This window comes from uncultured Sphingomonas sp. (assembly GCF_946477935.1).
Classification (GTDB): Bacteria; Pseudomonadota; Alphaproteobacteria; order Sphingomonadales; family Sphingomonadaceae; genus Sphingomonas.
In genome coordinates this window covers 17,271-36,699 of record NZ_CAMLAC010000011.1, presented here as the reverse complement: position 1 = coordinate 36,699, position 19,429 = coordinate 17,271, and the positions used below count along the sequence as shown (strand labels likewise).

The following is a 19,429-nucleotide window of genomic DNA, read 5'->3' as shown; positions in this document are numbered from 1 at the left end:
CGCAGCATGGGGACTAACTGCTAATTTACCGTTTCATGAAAACGGAGGAGCGGGGTCACGATAAGGTGACTTCAGAGATCTCTGTTGCCGGCACGACCCAGAAACGGTCATTCGACGCCGCCTGCCCACTTCCCACTTCCTGCCATTTGTTCATTCTGCATGTGAAACGTCATTTATGGTCGCCTTAGACGATACGGTACTTTGACCGAAACGCATCCACGCAGGCGAAAGGTCGCTAGACCTCGGGGTTGCTCACCTGTCGTTCGGTGACATCGACGGTGATCGTATCTGAGATTAACTCAGCATAGCGGACCGGATTGGTCAGGAAGCTGAAGAAAAAGACGTGCGCTTTAACCTCGTATTTCCGCGGCCCTGGGAAGATCGCCCTCTCGCGCTCTTGGGTGACTACATTGTAGGGAGACGACTTAGATACAGGTACGGCTTGATCAATCGGATCGAACAGCGCCGTCTTGGCTTGCTCATGTCTTATTTTAAGATGTGTGGATGAGAGAGGCATTAGCGAGCGCTCGCCGGACACAGCATCAGGCGGGCCGATTGTTTCGGCACGATCGGCTGATTGCCTGCAACGAGCTACTTGTAGCGTTCGCGGGCTGGCACGACCGCGGCATTGCCGCACTGGTGCTGCTGACTCTGCTTGCAGTCGTCCGTGTATATTTTGCCGACTGCGCCCTGGGGATCTACTTGGTTAAAGTTTAGACTTAGCATCTCCCAATCAATACAGAGACAACACAATCATCACGATTGAAGTGGGTCACTCCCAACCAGTGACCCACTTCAGCCTTAGACGATGGACTTGTTCTTTAAAAATTTACTGTCACACCGAAGATGATCTGGCGTCCCAACGCGTCGTAGCGTTGTGGCAGTGTATTGTTGAACGTCAGCGCCGCCTGACGTGAGTTCTGAATGATCGGTGGATCACGATCGAGCACGTTGTTGGCAGCAAGACGTAGCGCAAACTGTCGCGAGACATTGAACGCCATGGACACATCGAAGAAGTCTTGCGCACCAATCCGAAAATACGTCGTGCGGCGACGGGCAGCCGTTCCTCCGATCGTGGGGTCCCCGGAGTTGTCAGCGCTGGTAAGGGGGCCGGTGTGACGCCAGTTGAACGAGATGTTGAACACCGAATCCGGCGTCGTGTATGTCGTACGGAGGGTGTGCGACCACTTCGGGATCAGCTGACCGCATGAGATGCCGTTGGAGAAATAACCAGCGCAATTATACTGGGGGCGCAACGGTGAATCCTGTGCGCCCGCCAGCGTTGTCAACGATCCGTTGAAGCCCCAGTCCAAGCGACCAGCCTGCTGCATACGCAGCGTATACTGCCCTTGGAAATCCCAGCCATTGGCAAGCGTCCTGAACAGGTTAGTCGTGCCTTCACGGAAGAAGCCGGACGCGGGGTTGGTTCCTGCGGGATTGTAGAGCACTCCCGTGGCAGGATCACGCACGATGCCACGGCAGAAGAACGGATCGCCGTTCGATGCCACACAGCCTTCGGCAAAATAATCGGCCTGTTGATAGCCCAGCGAGCCGTTCAGCCGTATTTGATACCGATCGACCGAAAAGACGAGCCCAGGGATGAAGCTGGGCTGCACGACCAAGCCATAGGTCAGCGTGTACGCGGTCTCCGGGTCAGCGGTCCAGCCACCCGAGCGCACGGTGCAGGCGTTATCGGGACAAAGTAGGGTTTCGCTGCCATACAGCGCATCAGCCAAACCCGTCGCGCGACACGTTTCCCGCGACGCGATCGGCGCACTACGCGTCCCATTGGCGTTCACCGTGGGGCCGCAGAAATCAAGCACACCCGTCGTACGGAAAGTATTCTGGGTCGCCTGCCGAATTTCGATCACCGTCGGCGCACGTTGTGCTTTGTTGTAGGAAACGCGGAACGTCAGGTCTCGCACTGGAGCATACAGTCCTTCAGCCTTCCACGTCGTGAAGGTCGACGGATTGGTGCTATACTTCGACACGCGGAAACCACCGTTCACCTGGAGCAGGTGGGCGAAGCGCTGCTGCTGCATCAACGGCGCCTGTAGTTCGATGTTCGACTCCCAGACGTGCTGGCGAAGGTCTGCATCGTTGTCGCCATTTACGACCCGATAGGCGTCGTTCGAGCCCGAGAAGAAGCGGTCCTCGCGATACTCGGCACCCAGCGCGATAGCTAAGCCGTCCTGTGCCCATGGCGAGGTGATACCATATTTACCCAGGTCACCGGTGACGGTCGAAATGACGTTGTACAGCTCGCCACCAGAGTTGACAGCCCCGTCGGTTGCGCCGGAAAACAGGTAGTCAATTGCGGCATCATTATTGAAGCCAGCACGAAATGCATCGAAGGGCAGGCAGGCGCGATCGGTGCCCGTGACGACTGCGCGGCAAGTGGGAACGCCGTTAACGTTCACGACATCCAAGGCGCGATTGACGCGAACCGGATCCGAGAACGGCGCCAGGATCGTGTCACGGCGGTTGAAGGCGTAGACGCCGCCAACGTCATAGGTCCACGCTTCGCCGATCGCGCCGCGAACCCCGCCAGTGGCTCGAATGCCCTTGTTGATGAAGGTGCTGGTGAGAAGCGGCTGGCTGTCAAACCGGTAGCGGACATCGAGAGGAGCAGAAGTCCCCGCCCTGCCCGCGTTAACGCCACATAGTGTCGTCGCCTGTCCGGCGGAGAGAAATGGATTGTCGCAATTGACCTGATACGGCGTCGCACCAAACACTGTGTAGCTATAGACGCGTAGCGGAGAGCCATTGCGCGACTCATTGCGATACCAGATTGCATCGGCGTAGACTTCTACCTCGGGCGCAATTCTGAAGTTGAAGAAGCCGCCGCCGGTAAAACTTTCTGATTCGCGCTGGATCGGCGTGAATTCATAGGGGTTTGCAGCATTGCCACGCCCGGCGCCAAAGCGGACAAAGCTGCGCGAGCCATCAGGATTGTTGACGAAGCCTTGCCCGAGCGATGTACCGCTGCGGGGCTGGATGTATCCGCTGGATGAGTAAGTTGAAAGGGGCGTGCAAGCTACCGGACCGTTGCGGGCCGTCTCCTGAATATAGCAAGGCGAATAAGATCGGTCACTATAATTAACTTGATCGGCAGTTCGGTAGTTGAAGAAGGCTGATACACGCAGGCGATCATCGAGCATCTTCTTGCCGACGGTTACCGTGATGTCGGCACGGCCGCCATCGTTGGTCAGTCCCAAAGGCGTTGGGAACCCATTAGTTCGCGCAAGCGGCGTAACAAACGTTTCGCGGTTATTATGATTGTAGAAGTTGTAGTTACCGTCGATCCTCAGCCCATCAAAATCCTTGCGCAGGATGAAGTTGACCACACCTGATACAGCGTCTGATCCGTATACCGATGAGGCACCGCCGGACAGGACATCCACCCGTTCCAAAAGTGCGGCCGGAATGATGTTGGTGTCCTGCCCGTTCTGCGTACCAAGCCGCTTGCCATCGAGAAGGACAAGCGTGCGCTCGAACCCAAGGCTGCGCAGCTTGATGCGTTGGGAGCCTTCTGAGTCCTGATAATTCTGCTGGCTGTCCGGCGCGATCTGGGGGAGGCGATTGAGTACTTCTTCAACGTTGAGCGGGCCCTGAGCCTGGATGTCTTGGGCAGTGACTGACGTGATCGGGGAGGCCGAGGTGGTGTTTGGCCGCGCAATACGTGTCCCCGTGACGATCAGCACCCCGTCGTCCGTCGTGGTGGCTTGGCCCCTGATGGCAGCCGCACGGGTGTCCGAGGCGCGCGCAACAACGGACTTGGTCCTGTCGTTCGTCTCGGCGCCTATCCCATCCTGCTCTTCGTTGCCCGACTGAGTGGCTGAGTTAGTTACTTGTGCACCCCAAGCGGGTGCGGCAAACATCATCAGAGCGCTGGCAAGCGCAAGTGGCGATACCGACTGCTTTAACATGTCTTCCCCTGTGTTCCGCGACTATCATGTGCCGCGGCTTCAGGAGAAATGTCATAGATAAAATACCTACGCGTCAATACCGATATGCTACAAATTTAAAATCATGCGTCCGCTTGGTCATTCTCCGAATTTCATTTGCATTTAGCTAATTATCTGAAAGGTTTGGATTATCTTGCAAGCCCTCGCGACCATCCTTACCAAATCAACGAAATTAACTAAACAGAATCAGCAGCATAGAGATTTCTAGCGCATGGCTGGCGCTGTGCCTCACAGGCAACAGTATCCCAATATTTGACGAAACCCACGCGCCCCAAACAATGAGCCTTAGCCCGTCTCTGGCCCGGTCTTTATGAGAAAACCGGCTCTCTTTTCGTCAGGGCTGGCATGCCTGCCCTGACGAAAAAGCGCGCTCCATCTGGGTCTGGTTGCCGAGGGGGTTCTGCGTGCGGTGTCTCGTTATTTTGCGTCGGCGACCGCACCGGCTTTGCTGGCGCGCTTGGACTTTGGTGCTGCGTCCGCAGCGGGCGCAGAGGCATTGGCTTCGGCGCCGGTCTTACGACCAAGCCCGATCTTGTGTGCCATCGCGCGACGGCTCTCGCTATAGGCCTCAGCGACCATCGGATAGTCGGGCTTCAGGTTATAGCGCGTGCGGTATTCCTCAGGCGTCAGGCCATTGGTTGCCAGATGACGGCGCAGCGTCTTGTAAGGCTTGCCGTCGAGCATCGAGATGATGTGGTCGCGGCTCGCCAGTGATTTACGGACCGACACCGCCGGGATGTATTCAGCGGGAGCGTCCTTGCTTTCGGTTTCACCCGGTTCCGAGCTGAGGCTGATGACAGCCTCGTGCATCGACTTGAGAAATGCAGGAACATCATCGGCCGACGTACGGGTGTTGGGATTCCCAAGCCACGCAATGGTCAGCTCGGTTGCAAGTTCAACGGTGTTGGTCTCAGTGGTCATCATCATTCTCGGTACATCATGGGAGCTATCGCCAAGGCGACAGGATGTTCATAGCCGGTCGCAAGCAGCGACAACAACCTGGTAAATATAAGCGCTTCATCAAAGCAGTGGACATATCTTCGGCTTGAGGACTGGAGCGAGCGGAGCGATGTCGCCGTCTGTGCCGATTCTTACCGTTCCCACAGACGAACCCGTGATGGGAATACAGAGCCGCCGATCAAGCTAACCCCCGCCGTTCAGCCCCTTTTTACCGAAATGGATTGGTCGAGACGAAGAAACGGGAAAGCCGCGAGGCTCCGAAGGCAGCGGGTTGGGAGATCGCAACGACCTCGGAGAAGGGTCGAAATGGTCGAGCGGCGACCGACCGCTCAGGGGTGACCGACCCAATCCCGGCCATTCACGCGCCGCTTTCCGCTGCCCGACACCTGCCGTCCGTTCATGTGAGCGGATCGACCGCTTGAACTGGGGCCAGCATCATTGGGGAGCGACCGAGATTGGGAGCTTTTTTCCCAGCAGCTGTCAGCACATCGAGATGAATAGCCGCCCTTTGATGAAGGGATTTATCTCGCGTCACTTAGATGGCTTGCCTCGCCCAGCTCCCTTTCGAGCTTTAAGACACTTCGGCATGCAGATACGCGCCGTCGAAGTCGCCAACCCTGCGCAGCGCCGCCAGGTCCGGCAAGGTGACCCGACGGGCTTCGATCGCGACCAACCCATCCGCCCGAAGCTGCTGCAGGGTGCGATTAACGTGCACCGAGGTAAGGCCGAGTGCGTCGGCCAGTTGCTCCTGGGTGACAGGCAATTCGTAGCTGGGCGCGTCCCCACTTGTGCCACCGAGACGCATGGCTAGTTCGCACAACAGACGCGCCAGCCGCTCGCGCGCTGTCTGCCGGCCCAGTGACAGCGCCCATTCGCTCAAAACCGCATTCTCGACGATTGTGAACCAAGTGAATGCTCGGGCAATGGCGGAGCGCTCGGCCGCGAGCGCCTGGACGCGCTCGCGCGGCAGTCCGACCGCCGATCCCGCTGTCAGCGTCCTTACGCCAAAATTCACCTGAGAAAGCATGAAGGAGTCAAGATTGCACACGTCGCCAGGCACCACGAGCCCGGTGATCTGGCGTGCGCCATCTCGCGTCATCTTGTAACGGCACGCCCAACCTTCGGTGACGACGAATACGGCGTCAGTGCGAACACCTTCTGACACTAGGTCGATACCTGCCCTGAACCGACGTGGTGCTGTGGCGATCTCGACGAGTGCCTGCCGGTCCTCGGCAGATAGCATTCTGAATCTGGCAAACGCTGTGCCTTGCAAGGCCGAACGATGGCCATCGATGGTCATGCCAGCACCTGCCTGTGTTCGCTCGGGACCCTAAGTTCGAAGAGTTTGGACGGTCCGGTCGGCGCGATCAGCAGGCCGTCGATGGACGCCATCAGTCGCTTGGCGAGACCGAGCCCCATTCCGCTACCGTCTGGTGCGGATGACTCCGGGAACGGCAGGCCATCATCGTCGACGGTCACCATCACGTCGCCCTGAGCGCTGCGGCCAACTGTCACCGTGATGTGTCCGGAGGTGCCTTCCTCAAAGGCGTGCTTGATCGCATTCGTCATCAACTCGTTGACGACCAGCGTGAGCGGGTTGAGCCGCTCGGCGGGCAAGCGGCCCACAGGTTGTTCGACGCGGAACGTCACGAGGATCGAGCGCGCCTCGGCATGGGAGTGCAGCGCTTCGCATAGCTGACCCAGCGCGGCCTCCAAGCTGGGCGACCCTCCGTTCAACATCGCAGCCCGCGCACGGGCGAGCACCGCGACCCGCTGGGCGGCGTCGCTCAACGCGGCGCGCGCCTCCTCGCTGTCCACGCGACGGCTCTGCAGCGACAGCAAGCTCACGATCAGCTGCAGATCGTTGCTGCACCGGTGGTGCGTCTCACGCAGCAGCAGGTCGCCGGTCGTTGCCGGCAGCCGGGGATCAGCCATCGCCGACCTCACTGCGTTCGGCCTTCGCTGGCGTCCTCCCTCGGTGCGGCAACGCGTCCCAGATACGCTTCAGCAAGCTGATAATGGGCGCGAACCGCACGTGGATCGCACGCCCGTTGCGCTTGCTCCAGCTCGGCTTCGGCACGCCGATAGTAGTAGGTCTGCTCGTCCGTCATGATCCGTGGCTCGCCTGAACTCTGATCTGTCCCGATTTTCTATGTAATCGCGGGGAGCGGCCACCCTCTGTTGGACACGCCACATTCAGGATTGCGAAAGGTTAGGCGCCGCGCCGATCTTCAGCCCGGACGCTTATTGCCGGCGCCGTGCTTCCCGGCACGTCGACGCCGGCGATTGTGCGATATGCCACACAAATCCCGTCTTGGGGGTCGTAAGCGGCGACATCGCTCCTATCTCCGTCACATCGCTCGCCAACGATCAGGGCGCGAGCGGCTGAAGGACCATCGCGCTTTCGCCCCGAACTACGGGGCGCGCGCGTGCCGCATCCAGCCGAACGTTACACGACAAATATCCTGCTCGACGCCCTGTCGAGCGACGATCTGGCGCTGCTCAAGCCGCATCTGAGGCGCGAACAGCTGCATAAGGAACAAGTGCTGGTCGCGCTCGGCAAGCCAATCGAAACTGTCTGGTTCCCCGAAGGGGGCGTCACCTCGGTCGTAATGATGACAGCCGATCACGGCCGCACCGAAGTCGGCATCTTCGGGCGCGATGGCTTCGCTGGGGTGCCGCTTCTGCTGGGCGCGAGTAGCTCGCCGCATGAGATCTTCATTCAGGTGAATGGGCATGGCGGCTTGAGGATCGAGGCGGCTGAATTCCTGTCGGCGATGGATCAGAGCGCCACCTTGCGAACGATGCTGCTGCGCTACGTCCAGACTTTCCTCGTTCAAACCGCTCAAAGCGCTGTGTCGAATGCGCACCAACGCATCGAAGCACGGCTCGCGCGGTGGCTGCTAATGTGCCACGACCGGCATGACAGCGACGAGATCCCGCTGACGCACGAATTTATGGCAATGATGATTGCCGCCGAGCGCTCCGGAGTGACCGTGTCGCTGCACGTGCTGGAGGGCGCCGGCATGATCCGATCGACGCGCGGCCGCGTTCGCATCCTCGATCGGCACAAGCTCGAGGAACTGGCTGGCGATGGCTACGGGCAACCAGAGGCCGAATACAGGAAATTGATCGGTCCGTTCGGCAAGGATGGCCCTAGATCGGCGCCAGCTGCCTGAACACGCTGAGCACGGCCGCGTTGTCGATGGGCTTGGTCAGCACAATGGCTGCAGCACTACGAGGCTGACACTCCGTCGAGCTGCCGGTGATGAAGATGACAGGAACGTCTCCGAGCTCGCTTTGAATTGCCGCGACGGCTGCTGGGCCGGTTCCCTTCCTGCAGGCGTACGTCGGCCAGGATGATGTCGGGTCGTCGCTCGCGCCGCCTCGACCGCTTGGCGCTCCGCGGTGGTGACTTCGATCGACGTGGCCCCTCCATCCTCGGCAAGCGCCGCTAAGTGCTCCGCAATCATCGATTCGTCTTCGATGATAAGAACATGGCGCATTGCGGAACGCCTACTCTTGAACCCTCCTTAACGGGCGCCCCCCTTGGGCGGACCCGCCGAGCCTTCCCTTTCGTCGAATTCAAGGGATTTATGTTGCCTTAGCACCCATGCCTGTCTCTGCGGCACCGACCGGCTGCTGCTCGCTTAAGGCAGGAGCGACCGATCGCGGATGGAGGGCAGCAGGTACCGGCAAACTCGGCCACCGACCTGAACGACAGAACGTGGGTCGCTACCCGCCGGGCAGCCAGCGGCCGCCAGGACCCCCAAGACGACATTCGATGCGGGGATACGGTGCTTGGAAAGCGGACACTTGTTCACGCTCTCTAAGGGTTGCCAGTAGTCTCCAGCGAATGAGCGGCAACGCTCAACCCGCTCCTCAGAGTTCCTGCTTGACCTGTGCATGTGCGAGAAGCGCGAACAGGCCCGTACCGCCGATGACGTTGCCGATCAGCGCTGGCAGGATCATCCCGAAAGCAGCATGTGTGAACGACGTCTCGCCGGCGAATGTCAGGAGCCACGCCTCGCCTGAGCCCGCGACGACATGCGCAAAGCCGCCTACAGCAATGAAGTAGGTGAGGACGAACACCACCCAGAACTGCTGACCCTTGGAAGATGGCATTACCCACGGAACCGCAGCCATAAGGAAGCCTGCGGGGATGGCGAGCTTCACCGTCTCGACGAAATCGTGCTCAAGCAGCCTTCGTGACAAGGTCAGCATCGCTGTTCGATGTTCGGGAGCACCGATCAGTCCGTAGTTGTTGAGGCAGGCGATCAGCATCGTGCCGGCCATATTCGCGATGAACACGAGAACCCACAAACGCAGCAACCGACCAATGTTACGGCGACCTGGATGGGTCGCGACCGGAAGGACAGCCGAGAGCGTACTCTCCGTAAAGAGCTGCAGACCACCCAGGACGACGATAAGGAAGCCCAGAGTGTAGCCCATGCTCGCCACAAGCGACGACCATTGGGTGACCGGAAGCTTGCTTTCAAGCAGCGCCTCACCCAAGATGGAAGTGCTGATCGCGACCCCGCCGGCCAATCCAGACCAGATCAGCGACGCAGTTGGCCTTTCCAACTCCTCATCGCCGTGCCGCCGGACGACTTCGTGGATGACCTGAGCGCTTGCCGCTTCACGCTCATCGACTGCTTCCTCCTCGTTTTCCGAAAGATCGATGTCGTCCTTGCGGTCCTGAAGCTCGTCCGACAACTCGATCACTCCTGTGATTGGCTCACGAAGCTGAGGGCTGTCGCCCGATCGTATACGATCGAAGGCAAATAGCTTCATGGCTGGCATTAACTCGGTGCGGCGTTTACGCCGCTCGCAATGCAGAGCGCGGCTATTGGTACCCGCCGTCTTCTTCCCGCACGACAGCCGCCTCCTCCTGTACCTTCTCCATCTCCGCGACCTTCTGATCCTCGGACGGCGTCGCCGGTGCCGCGCCCACAGTGGTGCTGTCATCGACTGCGTTCGCCGGCTTCCTCACTTGAGACATGGTTTTCTCCTCAAATGGCATCAACGAACAGCCTGCTCGATCGGGGCGGCCTTCCTTGCGATCGACGCCGTGCCCCATCCACTGCCCTGCCGAACGCCATCACCGCACCAAGCAATCCGGTCGCGACTGCGAATTGCCGCAGTTGTCGGCTCAATTACGGTCGTTCAAGCCGCCCTCAAGAGTTCCGGAAACCGGTCGATCGTTCATGTGGGCGGGCGGCCGGAGAGGCCCGCTGCCACTGCTCCGATTGATCGGCGCGTCGCTGTGGCGCGCTTGCTAACGAACTGCTAAACAACCTCGATTAGTCCCCTCGAGCATGTTATCTTCACTGGCATCCCGAATAACCGCGTTGGGCTTGATCGTCTTGGTCACCGTTGCGGCACTCGCTGGCCTGCTCGTCGACGCCTCGCACCAGACGCGGCAGAGCTTCGTCGGGGTGAACCATTCAGCCACTGTGATCGAGGTTACCGAGGAGGCGCTAGAAAACCTGCGAGACGCTGAGTCGGGACAGCGCGGCTTCGTGCTGACCCACGACCAGGCTTATGCCTCCTCCTTCGTGTCGGCGACGGCCAATGCGGCAGAGAAGATCGTGCAGGTTGTCAGGCTAACGCGCGACAACCCTGTGCAAAACGCCCGCGCCCGCGAGATCGCTGACCTTGTGGGTCGGCGTATCGATATCCTCCGGCAGCCGCTCGAACTTGGCCGCCGCAAAAACTTTGTTGGTGCCCTCGCTATCATATCAAGTGGTCGCGGCCGCGAGCTGATGGATGCGATTAGCGTCCGCGCGCGGGCCTTTCTTGATCAAGAACGCGTCCTTCAACAGGCCCGGCAGGCTGCGGCAGAGCAACGCTTGACCGTAGGCAAGCGGTCGGCCGTTATCGGTGCGCTTGTAGTCGCGCTGCTGATACTCGTAGGCTTGTCGCTTATCATCCGCGCGATCCACAAGCCGCTCGCCACGATGCTGCGGGCGATGACCGGCCTTGCCGACGGCGAACACGTCCGCATCGAGACGGTCATGGGGTCGAGCGAATTCGCGCGGCTGGCACGCGGGTACAACACGATGGCTGATCGCCTCGCCGCTGCCGTTGCAGATCAGGCCGGGGGCGAGCAGCGCCTGCAGGTCGCGAACACGACACTCGAGCGAACCGCGGCAGCATTGCGCGAGCGCAGCGACGTCATCGAACTGCTCGGAGGAATGGCGCACCGCATGCAAGCTGCTCGCACGGACGACGAATTGGCGCAAATTATCCGCGTCTTCGTGCCGCGTGTCCTGCCTGGTATCTCGGGGGCGCTCTATGCCCATAACAATTCACGCAATCTGCTCGTCCCGATCGCCGGTTGGGGCGATTTCGAAACCGGGCCGGACGGCTTTGCGCCCGATCAGTGCTGGGCGTTGCGCCGCGGGCAGGCACACTGGGTAGCGCAGCCAGGCGACGACATCGTGTGCGCGCACGTAGCGCATGGGGAAGTGTATCACTGCGAGCCGCTGCTTGCCGGCGGAGAGGTGATTGGCGTCCTCCACCTTCGCGGTCAGGTGGGAGCGGAAAGCCGCTTCAGACTGACGGTCCTCGCCGAGAACATTGCGTCCGCTCTCGTCAACCATCGCCTGCAGCGCAGCCTGCGCGAGCAGACAATCCGTGACCCGCTGACCGGCCTGTTCAATCGACGCTACATGGAAGAGGCGATGACGCTTGAGATCGCCCGAGCCGCACGCTCGGGTGCACCGCTTAGTATGGTCATGTGCGACGTCGACCATTTCAAGCGATTCAACGACGACCACGGCCACGATGCCGGTGATGCCGTGCTGCAGGCTGTTGCTGCCGAGATGAAAAGCCGCTTCCGTGACGGCGACGTGGTATGCCGTTTCGGCGGCGAGGAGTTCACCGTCATCGCGCCAGGCACATCAAGCGAAGCGCTGATGGCCCGGGTCGAAGCCGTTCGCTTGGCCATTGCGGAACTCAACATCAAGCAGAACGGGCGTACATTGGGAGCCACCAGCATGTCGTTCGGCATTGCGACATGGAACGACACAATGGCGCGTGACGGCTCGACGCTTATCCAAGCTGCCGACGCCGCGCTTTATGAAGCCAAGCGGGAAGGTCGAAATCGGGCAACCATCTTCAGGCTCGCCGCATGAGGTACCGATAAGGTGACCCAAAAGCGGACATCTACGATCCATTCCCCACTTCCGAACTTCTGCCGTTCGTTCATGTCGATCTTCCGGCATCATCATCGCGTGGCGCGGTGATAGGAAGGTCGCGGCTGCTATCGGTGTGGCAGGAGCTGGTTTGATTGTGCCCGCCGACATCAAGCGGGCTGGAGCAGTTTGTCAATTTCGCGCCGAGCCACCGTCGGTAAACAGCTCGCTGCCCGTCATGAAGCTGCTGTCCGATGATGCCAAGAAGGCAGCAGCGGCCGCGACTTCTGACGGCTCGCCAACATGTCCGCTTGGCGTCGTCGCCCCCATCTCGATCATGGCATCACGGCCAACGACCTTGGCGGCAAGCTCGGTCAAAGTCGGACCCGGCGACAGGACGTTGACCCGGATACCCGTGCCCCGCAGATCCTGTGCCCAGCTGCGCGCCAGGGCGCGGACCGCCGCCTTGGAGGCGCTATAGACGCTAAATGCCGGCTTCCCCATGACGCCTGTGGTCGAGCCGGTGAGGATGACCGAACCGCCGGCCTCCATCAGCTTCAGGCCTTTTTGAACCGTGAAGATCGTGCCCTTCACATTGACGTCGAACGTGGCGTCGACATGGTCGGGCGTGATTTCGGACAACCATCAGGTCGAGGCGATGATCGCGGCCGCCGTGAACGGCGCGGACTACGCGCCGTTCAGGCGCATGCTGGATGTGCAGTCGAGGCCCTACGAGGAACAGCCGGTAGCCGAGGATCTGGCGCAGCCCCCCTCCCCCCACGAGCGTTTAGCAGCGACGTTCTGCGGGACCTGAACAGAGGACGGCGGCCTAGAAGCGACGAGGCTTGATAGGCGCTCGCTCACCCTCTGTTACGCCGCCAGATCGATGGACGACAGGTCCCGACGGATCCACTCTAGCGGGCAGCTGACGTCTGCTCCATCGTCACACTCCTGAAGTCGCACAGGTACGAATGATCAGCCGGTGGCATATTCCATCTGAGGCTCAAGCACCGCGTCCCCGTCGCTGTGGATCGTCACCGGGATCGACTTGGCTGCAGGGGTCTTGCTGCCCACTGCGTAATGCCAAACCGGCAGCAGTACGTTGCATTCGGGATAATAGCCGCCGATGCAGCCAACCGGTATGTCGTAAGCGACCACGATCAATCCGGAAAGGTGGCGGTCGACTCCGTCGTCGGCAACGGTGCGCAGGGTCACGGCCTGGCCCACCTTGAGCCCAAGCCGGTCGATGTCCGAGCGGTTCAATAGCACTACCGTCCGAATGCCGTTGATGCCGCGGAAGCGGTCATCGTAGCCGTAAACGGTAGTGTTGAACTGGTCGTTCGAGCGTAGCGTCATCAGCCGCAGCACGTCATGGCCGACACCGGGCATGTCGAGGTCCTCGTCGAGAGCCTCGGGCGTGACGAACTGTGCGCGGCCGCTCTCGGTGCGCCACTCGCGCCGCTTGGCGGGTAAGTCGCGCTGGAAGCCCCCTGGCTCCCACATCCTGGTCTCGTAATCGTGGAAGTTGTCGGGCAACGTGGTCGCGATTTCCTTCCGGATCTCGGCATAGTCGGTCATGTAGTCGTCCCAGCGCGCCTTCTCGTTATCTGGCAGCACCTGCTTGGCCAGCTCGCACAGTAGCCGGATTTCGCTGATCAGATGCGGCGACGCTGGCGCACGCAGCCCGCGATTACCGTGAACGCAGCCCGACGTGTCCTCCATCGACAGTACCTGCTGCCCCGCAGCGGTCTCGTCCTTCTCCAGCCGCCCGATGACGGGAAGGATGTAACTCAACTCTCCCGGCAGTAGCGCGCTGCGATTGAGCTTGGTCAGCACATTGACGGTCAGCCGCAGCGTGCGCCACGCGGGCTCCATCCGGCCGTGATCGGGGATGGCGCGGACGAAATTGCCGCCGAGCATGAAGAAGGCCTTCACCTCACCCGCGAGGATCGCCTCGCACGCCTCGACCGTATTGTAGCCCGGGTCCTTGGGCGCAACGAAGCCGAACTGCTCGCCGAGCCGGTCGAGCGGGAACAGCTCGGGCTTCTCGGTGACGCCCATTGTTCGCTGGCCCTGGACATTGGAATGGCCGCGCACCGGGCAGATCCCGGCGCCGCGCTTGCCAATGTTACCGCGCATCAGCAGCAGATTGACCAGCATCTGCACGGTCTCGACCCCGGCGCGGTGCTGGGTCAGCCCCATGCCATAAATCCCGATCGTCGACGCCGCCGCCGCATAGACGCGTGCGGTGGCCTCCATGTCCGCGCGATGCAGGCCGGAGCGGCGCTCGATCTCGTCCCAGTCCTGCGCGCGGAGCCAGTCGGCGTAGCGATCGAAGCCGGTCGTGTGCTCGGCGATAAAGGCAAGGTCGAGCACGGCCGGGCCGCCCCGCGCGAGCGACTCGTCGTGCGCGCTCAACACCGCCTTGCCGATTCCGGACAGTGCGGCAAGGTCACCGCCGTTTTTCACCTGATGATATTGCGAGCTGATCCGCGTCTCCTTGCCGGTCAGCATTTCGGTCGACGACTGCGGATTGAGGAAGCGTTCCAGCCCGCGCTCGCGCAGCGGGTTGTAGGTGATGATCGGCACGCCGCGCTGGCTCGCTTCCTGTAGCGGGTGAAGCATGCGGGGCGAGTTGCTGCCCGGGTTCTGACCGAAGAACATGATGCATTCGGTCTCGCCGAAGTCGCCGAGATCGACCGTGCCGACTCCCTGGCCGATGCTCACCGGCAGCGCCACCGAGGTGGTCTCGTGGCACATGTTCGAACTGTCCGGCAGGTTGTTGTTGCCGTAGAGGCGCGCGAACAGCTGATAGAGATAGCTCGCCTCGTTGGAGAGGCGACCCGAGCTGTAGAAGACGGTACCCTTGAGCTTGTCGTCGACCGCGCGTAGCTCGCGCGCAATTTCTTCGATGGCATGGCCCCAGGAAACCGGGACATATTTGTCGGTCGCCGGATCATAGCGCAGCGGGTGGGTCAGCCGGCCGGGCTGTTCGAGGTGATAATCATCCCATCCGCGCAGCTCGGTAACGGTATGCTCGGCGAAGAAGGCCGGAGGGCAGCGGTGCGCGGTCAACTCCCAGGCGACCGCCTTAACGCCGTTCTCGCAGAACTCGAAAGGCAGCGGCGTCGCGGGCTTCACCCAGGCGCAGCTATTGCATTGGTAACCGTCGACCTTGTTGTGGCGCGATAGCGCAATGCCGGCGCTGCCGACGACACCCTCGCGGCGCAGGATGTTGGCGACCGAACGTGCCGATCCCCAGCCGCCGGAGGGAAGACGGTAAGGTTTGAACGTCGGCTTCATCGGAACCTCCGGTCGCGGCGTCAGGTCACGGGGCGCAACATTCGCCGCTGCCTCACGTTGTCCCCGCATCGCCGCAGACCGTCGACCACCTCGATTAGTACGCTGGCAATAAAGGAGTTTTCTCATGACTGTCGGTCGGGACTACATGCTCCGTAAGGGCGATGGCCCGTCTTCGCCCAAGTTCTTCCTCGACACGCAGTTGGTGCCGCGCCTGGTAGATGCCGCCGGAAGCGCCGAGGTCACGCTGGATCGCGCCGCGCGCGCCGCCGGTGTGCGTCCGAGCCTGTTGCTCGCTGGCGCGGCGGGAACGCTGGCGATGGCCACGACAGCTACGCTACGCGCACTCTTAAAAAAGCGGCGCGCCAGGCACACGCGTGCCGATGCCGCTGCCGAACCGCGAAAGGTCGGCAACGAGAGCGTAGCAACGCTCTAAAGCCGCCGCGGCAGTGAAGGGCATCGGTGATCGGCTTGGAAAGCATTCGAGGCTAAGCGGAAGACGGCGTCCCAGCTATTCGGTGTCGTCAGTGCGCTGGGCGCGACAGTTGCTGTTGCCGTGAATTTGGCACGACGCCAGCGCATGTCGCAACGACCCAGAACCGGTCATTCGCTGCCTCTCTTCACCTTGCCAACTTTTGCCGTTTATACATGGTGCATTGGAGTAGGTGCTCGGCCTCGGCTTGCCCGCGCAGACCACGGGGATATTCCGGCATGATGCTCTGTCTTCTTGGCACGTCGGCACCTTCTTCGGGCCACACCACGCTCAGCAGCCCGCGATGCGGTGGGGCGGGCATAATTGCAGCACTATGCGGGCGCTATGTAATTAGCTGGAATCGATCTCGAAATGCTATGTCGAGGGCGATAACTGGATTGCCACATCAAGGGTTGTGGCATGGTAGCGTGGCATCGGTCGCGGCGCGCCGACATCGTTCTGCGCGCCACCGGACTTCTTCTTTGCTGGGTGAGTTACACCGCAATTTCGCGGCTCGTCGCCATGCACGTGCCATCACAGAAGGCCGGCGTCCTTGCCTACGGGATCGCCGCGATCGGCTTCATGGCCGCGAGTGCCGGCAGCGCACTGACCATCCTGGGTCATCATCTTTTCGACGAAATTGAGGTGAGCGCCCGCTGGCGGGGGCGCCCCGACCTGAACGTTTCCCCTCCATCAGAAGGTAGCATCGCGATGGACATCCCGGAACCAGCCATGCTGGTCGTAGGTCGTGACATAGATGGTGACTGGACTGTCCGTGAGAGCGCTGGAATGCTCCTGGGGCGCTTCTCATCGGCACAGGCAGCGCAGCGTTTTGCCGAAGCGGAGCGGCGTGGACGAACATCGATTTCAGTTGCGACGTCAGCGGGGGTCCCGCACCGGATCGAGGGACGGCTGAGCCTCGTCATCTGGCGGACGCTGAAAAGCGGTGTGGCCCTTGGGTAAGCTATCTCCACGGTTGCTTGGTGTCGTGCTGCTTGGGTGTTCCGGCGGATCGACGTTGGTCCATCGCTGCGTGTACGAGGCGGCGCGGCATGGTCCTGCGCAGGCCGCCGAGTTCGGCCTTGCCCTGCTAACGTTCATCCTCGCCAGCACCGGCATGCTGCTTCTGGTCCACGGGACCAAGCTGTTCAAGCCGGCGCCTTCTCGCCTCCGCAATGCGGAGCAGCGTGCCCGAAGCGCATTCCGATCGCGCCTGGAGGCGCCCATCACACCACAGGGCCGGGCGTTCGATACGCGGCATGGCGTCTCGATGATGCAGGCGCGGCACCGGATGGGTCTGTCGCGGTATGCGCAATTAGTGGCCAGATCCGATACCCGGAAGCCCGAACGTGCCACGATAGACTGGACATCAGCTTTTCGGCGCTGATCAGGAGTCCCATGCCTGTTATCGCCGCCTATCTGTACCGCCATGGTCGTCGTGTTCGCGAGATCGCGATCGACGAACGGGTGGATTGCCCCTCCGACCGCTCGGAGTTCGTCTGGATCGGACTGACCGATCCGTGTGCGGACGAGATTGACACGCTGCAGCGCCTCTACAACCTCCACCCGCTGGCGGTTGAAGATGCGCTGAAGGACGGGCAGCTGCCGAAGGTCGACGTGTACGGCGATCAGCTGTTCGTCATCGGCCGGACCGCTCATCTGTGTGACGGGCATATCGTCTACGGGCAGACGGCAGCCTTCCTCGGGCACAGCCATATCATCACCGTACGGCAGGGCTCGACAAGGTCCTACAAGCCGCTGCGCGAGCATCTGGAGGCCGCACCGGACCTGCTGGGTAAGGGCGGCGACTATGTCCTCCATGCCATCCTCGACTTCATCGTCGACGGCTATCTGCCGCTAATGACCGCCCTTGAGGAGGAAGTCGCGAGCATGGAGCAGCGGATGCTCGACACCTTCCTTGATCGCGCCGAGATCGCCCGCATTTTTTCGCTGCGACGTGAGCTGATGCGCTTCGATCGCATTCTGGTTCCGATGGAGGAGGTTGCCCGCAAGCTGTCCAAGAACGAGCTGCCGTGCGTCGATGCCGAGGCTCGGCTGTACTTCCGCGACGTGCTGGATCACGTCCGCAGGGTGGAGACAATGGCGAGCGGCTTGCGCGATCTGCTGTCATCGGTGTTCGAGTTCAGCAATCTCATCGAGCAGCAGCGCACCGGCGCGATCACGCGCCAACTTGCGGCCTGGGCAGCGATCCTGGCCGTGCCGACTGCCATCGCCGGCATCTATGGCATGAACTTCGAACATATGCCCGAGCTGCGGAGCCCCTACGGTTATCCCATAACCATCGGCGTGATCCTGACGATCTGCTCGGCGCTGTACTGGCGCTTCCGCAAGGCGCGTTGGTTGTAGAACGCCTGTACACCGACCCGAATGCGACGAGCCGTTGTCAGGCTTATGCGCGCACTATGCACTTTACCTGAATCGATCTCGAAACACTATGCGGGGCCTCGTACCTCCGATCTGCGGGCGCTGGACGCTCGATTATTGAAGGTTTGAAAGGCGATATGTCGTCTCAACCCAATCCGGAGCCCGACGAACGCGGGACGATCATTTACGTTGGTCAGGACAAGGCGGGCCACTGGCTCGTGCAGGATAGCGGTCGAAAGATGGAGGGCCGGTTCGTCTCACGCGGCGCAGCGCTCAGCTTCGCCGAAGCGGAGCGGCAGATCTACCACGCGAGCCTTGAGATCGTCTCGGCACCGTTGGTTCCGCTCATCTCCTTCGAGCCGGTGAGTCCGGCCGAGCATGCGCTGCGCCGCGCCGCCTGAGGACAATCCCATGGCACAGAAACCAAAGCCGGTCGTTTCGGCCGAATGCGCGTCGTTCGTGCCGTCGACCCGCCCCTTAACGCTTCCCGGCAGTCGTGCCGCTCACAAGGACAGCCGCTGGGCTCACATCTGCACCGCGCTCGTCGCCTTGCGCGCGCGGCGGCGCCACGCCGTGCGGATCGTCGACGCCGACTGTGCTTGCGGCACCTTGCTGATCGAGGCGGCGCGTCACGCTAGGACGCTCGGCTTCACGGCAATCGAAGGCCGCGGCATTGACGGTTCGCCCGCGATGATCGGGCGTGCGCGTGCAGCAGCTGCCCGTCTTCATGATTCTGCGATCGGCCTCACGTTCGAGGTAGTAGACATGATCGAAGCGCTGGCCGACGAAGCCGACGTACCGGCAGACATCGTGCTATGGCACGGTAGCCGCGCAGGCGATGATCAACCGGGCTTGCGGGAAAGCCTCGCAAAAGCCGGAGACCTGATCATCGCCGATCGCGACCTCCCGCTTAATCGGGTGCGGGCGGCATGACCCGTCGCGATCTGCAATGGAAAGCCGGCGGCTTCGCACTGCTGGCGTCCTCCTGTGCCATGTGCCTCGCGCTCGACGGCTCTCCGGCGATGATCGTCTTCTTTCCGCTCGCCCTGCTCGGCTTACCGCTGATAATCCATGGCAAGCGGGTCGGACAGTTGCTCCGCGCCGAGCGGCGGGGGCACAGCCACACCGCCGACGTCGTCCACGCCGCCCGCGTGCGTCGCCGCGGGCAGGCGGACGATGGCTTCGGACACTGACGAGCAAGGTCT

At 61.4% G+C, this 19,429-nt stretch carries 19 protein-coding genes; 10 read left to right on the top strand and 9 right to left on the bottom strand.

Annotation, left to right across the window (positions count from 1 at the left end; all coding sequences use genetic code 11):
- Window positions 1-821 precede the first annotated feature (821 nt).
- The 5 genes from Q0U08_RS02625 to Q0U08_RS02605 all read right to left on the bottom strand — a co-directional run bounded on the left by Q0U08_RS02625 (window position 822) and on the right by Q0U08_RS02605 (window position 7,039).
- A complete protein-coding gene (locus tag Q0U08_RS02625; protein ID WP_298089576.1) occupies window positions 822-3,929 on the bottom strand; it encodes a TonB-dependent receptor in 3,108 nt (1,035 codons plus the stop codon).
- 456 nt (window positions 3,930-4,385) lie between these two features.
- A complete protein-coding gene (locus Q0U08_RS02620) occupies window positions 4,386-4,889 on the bottom strand; it encodes a MucR family transcriptional regulator (protein ID WP_298089575.1) in 504 nt (167 codons plus the stop codon).
- Window positions 4,890-5,499: 610 nt separating this feature from the next.
- Window positions 5,500-6,228, bottom strand: a complete 729-nt coding sequence (locus Q0U08_RS02615; protein WP_298089574.1) for a Crp/Fnr family transcriptional regulator — start codon at window positions 6,226-6,228, stop codon at window positions 5,500-5,502.
- Complete coding sequence (locus Q0U08_RS02610; RefSeq protein WP_298089573.1) at window positions 6,225-6,863, bottom strand: sensor histidine kinase; 639 nt, start codon at window positions 6,861-6,863, stop codon at window positions 6,225-6,227. The genes Q0U08_RS02615 and Q0U08_RS02610 overlap by 4 nt, the downstream gene beginning before the upstream one ends.
- Window positions 6,864-6,871: 8 nt before the next feature.
- Window positions 6,872-7,039, bottom strand: a complete 168-nt coding sequence (locus Q0U08_RS02605; protein WP_298089572.1) for a hypothetical protein — start codon at window positions 7,037-7,039, stop codon at window positions 6,872-6,874.
- 318 nt (window positions 7,040-7,357) lie between these two features.
- Between Q0U08_RS02605 and Q0U08_RS02600 the strand changes: the two genes are divergently transcribed.
- Window positions 7,358-8,107: a Crp/Fnr family transcriptional regulator gene (locus tag Q0U08_RS02600; protein WP_298089571.1), complete on the top strand. Its 750-nt coding sequence runs from the start codon at window positions 7,358-7,360 to the stop codon at window positions 8,105-8,107.
- A gap of 703 nt (window positions 8,108-8,810) precedes the next feature.
- Here the strand turns inward: Q0U08_RS02600 and Q0U08_RS02595 are convergent.
- Together Q0U08_RS02595 and Q0U08_RS02590 are read right to left on the bottom strand one after the other, a co-directional pair.
- Window positions 8,811-9,722: a formate/nitrite transporter family protein gene (locus Q0U08_RS02595; RefSeq protein WP_298089570.1), complete on the bottom strand. Its 912-nt coding sequence runs from the start codon at window positions 9,720-9,722 to the stop codon at window positions 8,811-8,813.
- A gap of 52 nt (window positions 9,723-9,774) precedes the next feature.
- Entirely contained in the window at window positions 9,775-9,930 is a 156-nt protein-coding gene (locus Q0U08_RS02590; protein WP_298089569.1) for a hypothetical protein, read from the bottom strand.
- A 355-nt stretch (window positions 9,931-10,285) separates the two neighbouring features.
- Between Q0U08_RS02590 and Q0U08_RS02585 the strand changes: the two genes are divergently transcribed.
- Window positions 10,286-12,067 (top strand): diguanylate cyclase, encoded by a 1,782-nt coding sequence (locus Q0U08_RS02585; protein ID WP_367271093.1) that lies wholly within the window; start codon window positions 10,286-10,288, stop codon window positions 12,065-12,067.
- 192 nt (window positions 12,068-12,259) lie between these two features.
- Here Q0U08_RS02585 and Q0U08_RS02580 read toward each other — a convergent pair whose 3' ends face one another.
- Window positions 12,260-12,709 (bottom strand): SDR family oxidoreductase, encoded by a 450-nt coding sequence (locus tag Q0U08_RS02580; protein WP_298089566.1) that lies wholly within the window; start codon window positions 12,707-12,709, stop codon window positions 12,260-12,262.
- On the opposite strand from Q0U08_RS02580, the gene Q0U08_RS02575 reads away from it, so the two are divergent.
- Window positions 12,696-12,881 carry a hypothetical protein gene (locus Q0U08_RS02575; protein ID WP_298089565.1) on the top strand — a complete coding sequence of 62 codons (186 nt, stop codon included), beginning with the start codon at window positions 12,696-12,698 and terminating at the stop codon, window positions 12,879-12,881. The two genes, Q0U08_RS02580 and Q0U08_RS02575, sit on opposite strands and share 14 nt — an antisense overlap.
- Before the next feature lie 161 nt (window positions 12,882-13,042).
- Here the strand turns inward: Q0U08_RS02575 and Q0U08_RS02570 are convergent, their stop codons facing one another.
- Complete coding sequence (locus tag Q0U08_RS02570; protein WP_298089564.1) at window positions 13,043-15,370, bottom strand: FdhF/YdeP family oxidoreductase; 2,328 nt, start codon at window positions 15,368-15,370, stop codon at window positions 13,043-13,045.
- Window positions 15,371-15,494: 124 nt separating this feature from the next.
- On the opposite strand from Q0U08_RS02570, the gene Q0U08_RS02565 reads away from it, so the two are divergent.
- The 7 genes from Q0U08_RS02565 to Q0U08_RS02535 all read left to right on the top strand — a co-directional run bounded on the left by Q0U08_RS02565 (window position 15,495) and on the right by Q0U08_RS02535 (window position 19,417).
- Complete coding sequence (locus Q0U08_RS02565; protein WP_298089563.1) at window positions 15,495-15,803, top strand: hypothetical protein; 309 nt, start codon at window positions 15,495-15,497, stop codon at window positions 15,801-15,803.
- 456 nt (window positions 15,804-16,259) lie between these two features.
- Window positions 16,260-16,802 (top strand): hypothetical protein, encoded by a 543-nt coding sequence (locus tag Q0U08_RS02560; RefSeq protein ID WP_298089562.1) that lies wholly within the window; start codon window positions 16,260-16,262, stop codon window positions 16,800-16,802.
- A gap of 70 nt (window positions 16,803-16,872) precedes the next feature.
- Window positions 16,873-17,226: a hypothetical protein gene (locus Q0U08_RS02555; protein ID WP_298089561.1), complete on the top strand. Its 354-nt coding sequence runs from the start codon at window positions 16,873-16,875 to the stop codon at window positions 17,224-17,226.
- An 11-nt stretch (window positions 17,227-17,237) separates the two neighbouring features.
- A complete protein-coding gene (locus Q0U08_RS02550) occupies window positions 17,238-18,206 on the top strand; it encodes a magnesium and cobalt transport protein CorA (RefSeq protein ID WP_298089560.1) in 969 nt (322 codons plus the stop codon).
- A 143-nt stretch (window positions 18,207-18,349) separates the two neighbouring features.
- Window positions 18,350-18,625 carry a hypothetical protein gene (locus Q0U08_RS02545; RefSeq protein ID WP_298089559.1) on the top strand — a complete coding sequence of 92 codons (276 nt, stop codon included), beginning with the start codon at window positions 18,350-18,352 and terminating at the stop codon, window positions 18,623-18,625.
- Between the two features lie 10 nt (window positions 18,626-18,635).
- The gene (locus Q0U08_RS02540) at window positions 18,636-19,157 is read left to right on the top strand and encodes an SAM-dependent methyltransferase (protein WP_298089558.1); all 522 of its coding nucleotides are present in this window, start codon (window positions 18,636-18,638) and stop codon (window positions 19,155-19,157) included.
- Window positions 19,154-19,417, top strand: a complete 264-nt coding sequence (locus Q0U08_RS02535) for a hypothetical protein (RefSeq protein ID WP_298089557.1) — start codon at window positions 19,154-19,156, stop codon at window positions 19,415-19,417. Before Q0U08_RS02540 ends, Q0U08_RS02535 begins: the two co-directional genes overlap by 4 nt.
- The last annotated feature ends 12 nt before the right edge of the window (window positions 19,418-19,429 follow it).

Excerpts from the sequence above, each read along its gene's own strand:
- Q0U08_RS02625 (WP_298089576.1), bottom strand. The coding sequence starts at position 3,929 with ATGTTAAAGCAGTCGGTATCGCCACTTGCGCTTGCCAGCGCTCTGATG.
- Q0U08_RS02620 (WP_298089575.1), bottom strand. The coding sequence starts at position 4,889 with ATGACCACTGAGACCAACACCGTTGAACTTGCAACCGAGCTGACCATT.
- Q0U08_RS02615 (WP_298089574.1), bottom strand. The coding sequence starts at position 6,228 with ATGACCATCGATGGCCATCGTTCGGCCTTGCAAGGCACAGCGTTTGCC.
- Q0U08_RS02610 (WP_298089573.1), bottom strand. The coding sequence starts at position 6,863 with ATGGCTGATCCCCGGCTGCCGGCAACGACCGGCGACCTGCTGCTGCGT.
- Q0U08_RS02605 (WP_298089572.1), bottom strand. The coding sequence starts at position 7,039 with ATGACGGACGAGCAGACCTACTACTATCGGCGTGCCGAAGCCGAGCTG.
- Q0U08_RS02595 (WP_298089570.1), bottom strand. The coding sequence starts at position 9,722 with ATGAAGCTATTTGCCTTCGATCGTATACGATCGGGCGACAGCCCTCAG.
- Q0U08_RS02590 (WP_298089569.1), bottom strand. The coding sequence starts at position 9,930 with ATGTCTCAAGTGAGGAAGCCGGCGAACGCAGTCGATGACAGCACCACT.
- Q0U08_RS02570 (WP_298089564.1), bottom strand. The coding sequence starts at position 15,370 with ATGAAGCCGACGTTCAAACCTTACCGTCTTCCCTCCGGCGGCTGGGGA.
- Q0U08_RS02565 (WP_298089563.1), top strand. The coding sequence starts at position 15,495 with ATGACTGTCGGTCGGGACTACATGCTCCGTAAGGGCGATGGCCCGTCT.
- Q0U08_RS02560 (WP_298089562.1), top strand. The coding sequence starts at position 16,260 with ATGGTAGCGTGGCATCGGTCGCGGCGCGCCGACATCGTTCTGCGCGCC.
- Q0U08_RS02550 (WP_298089560.1), top strand. The coding sequence starts at position 17,238 with ATGCCTGTTATCGCCGCCTATCTGTACCGCCATGGTCGTCGTGTTCGC.
- Q0U08_RS02540 (WP_298089558.1), top strand. The coding sequence starts at position 18,636 with ATGGCACAGAAACCAAAGCCGGTCGTTTCGGCCGAATGCGCGTCGTTC.
- Q0U08_RS02535 (WP_298089557.1), top strand. The coding sequence starts at position 19,154 with ATGACCCGTCGCGATCTGCAATGGAAAGCCGGCGGCTTCGCACTGCTG.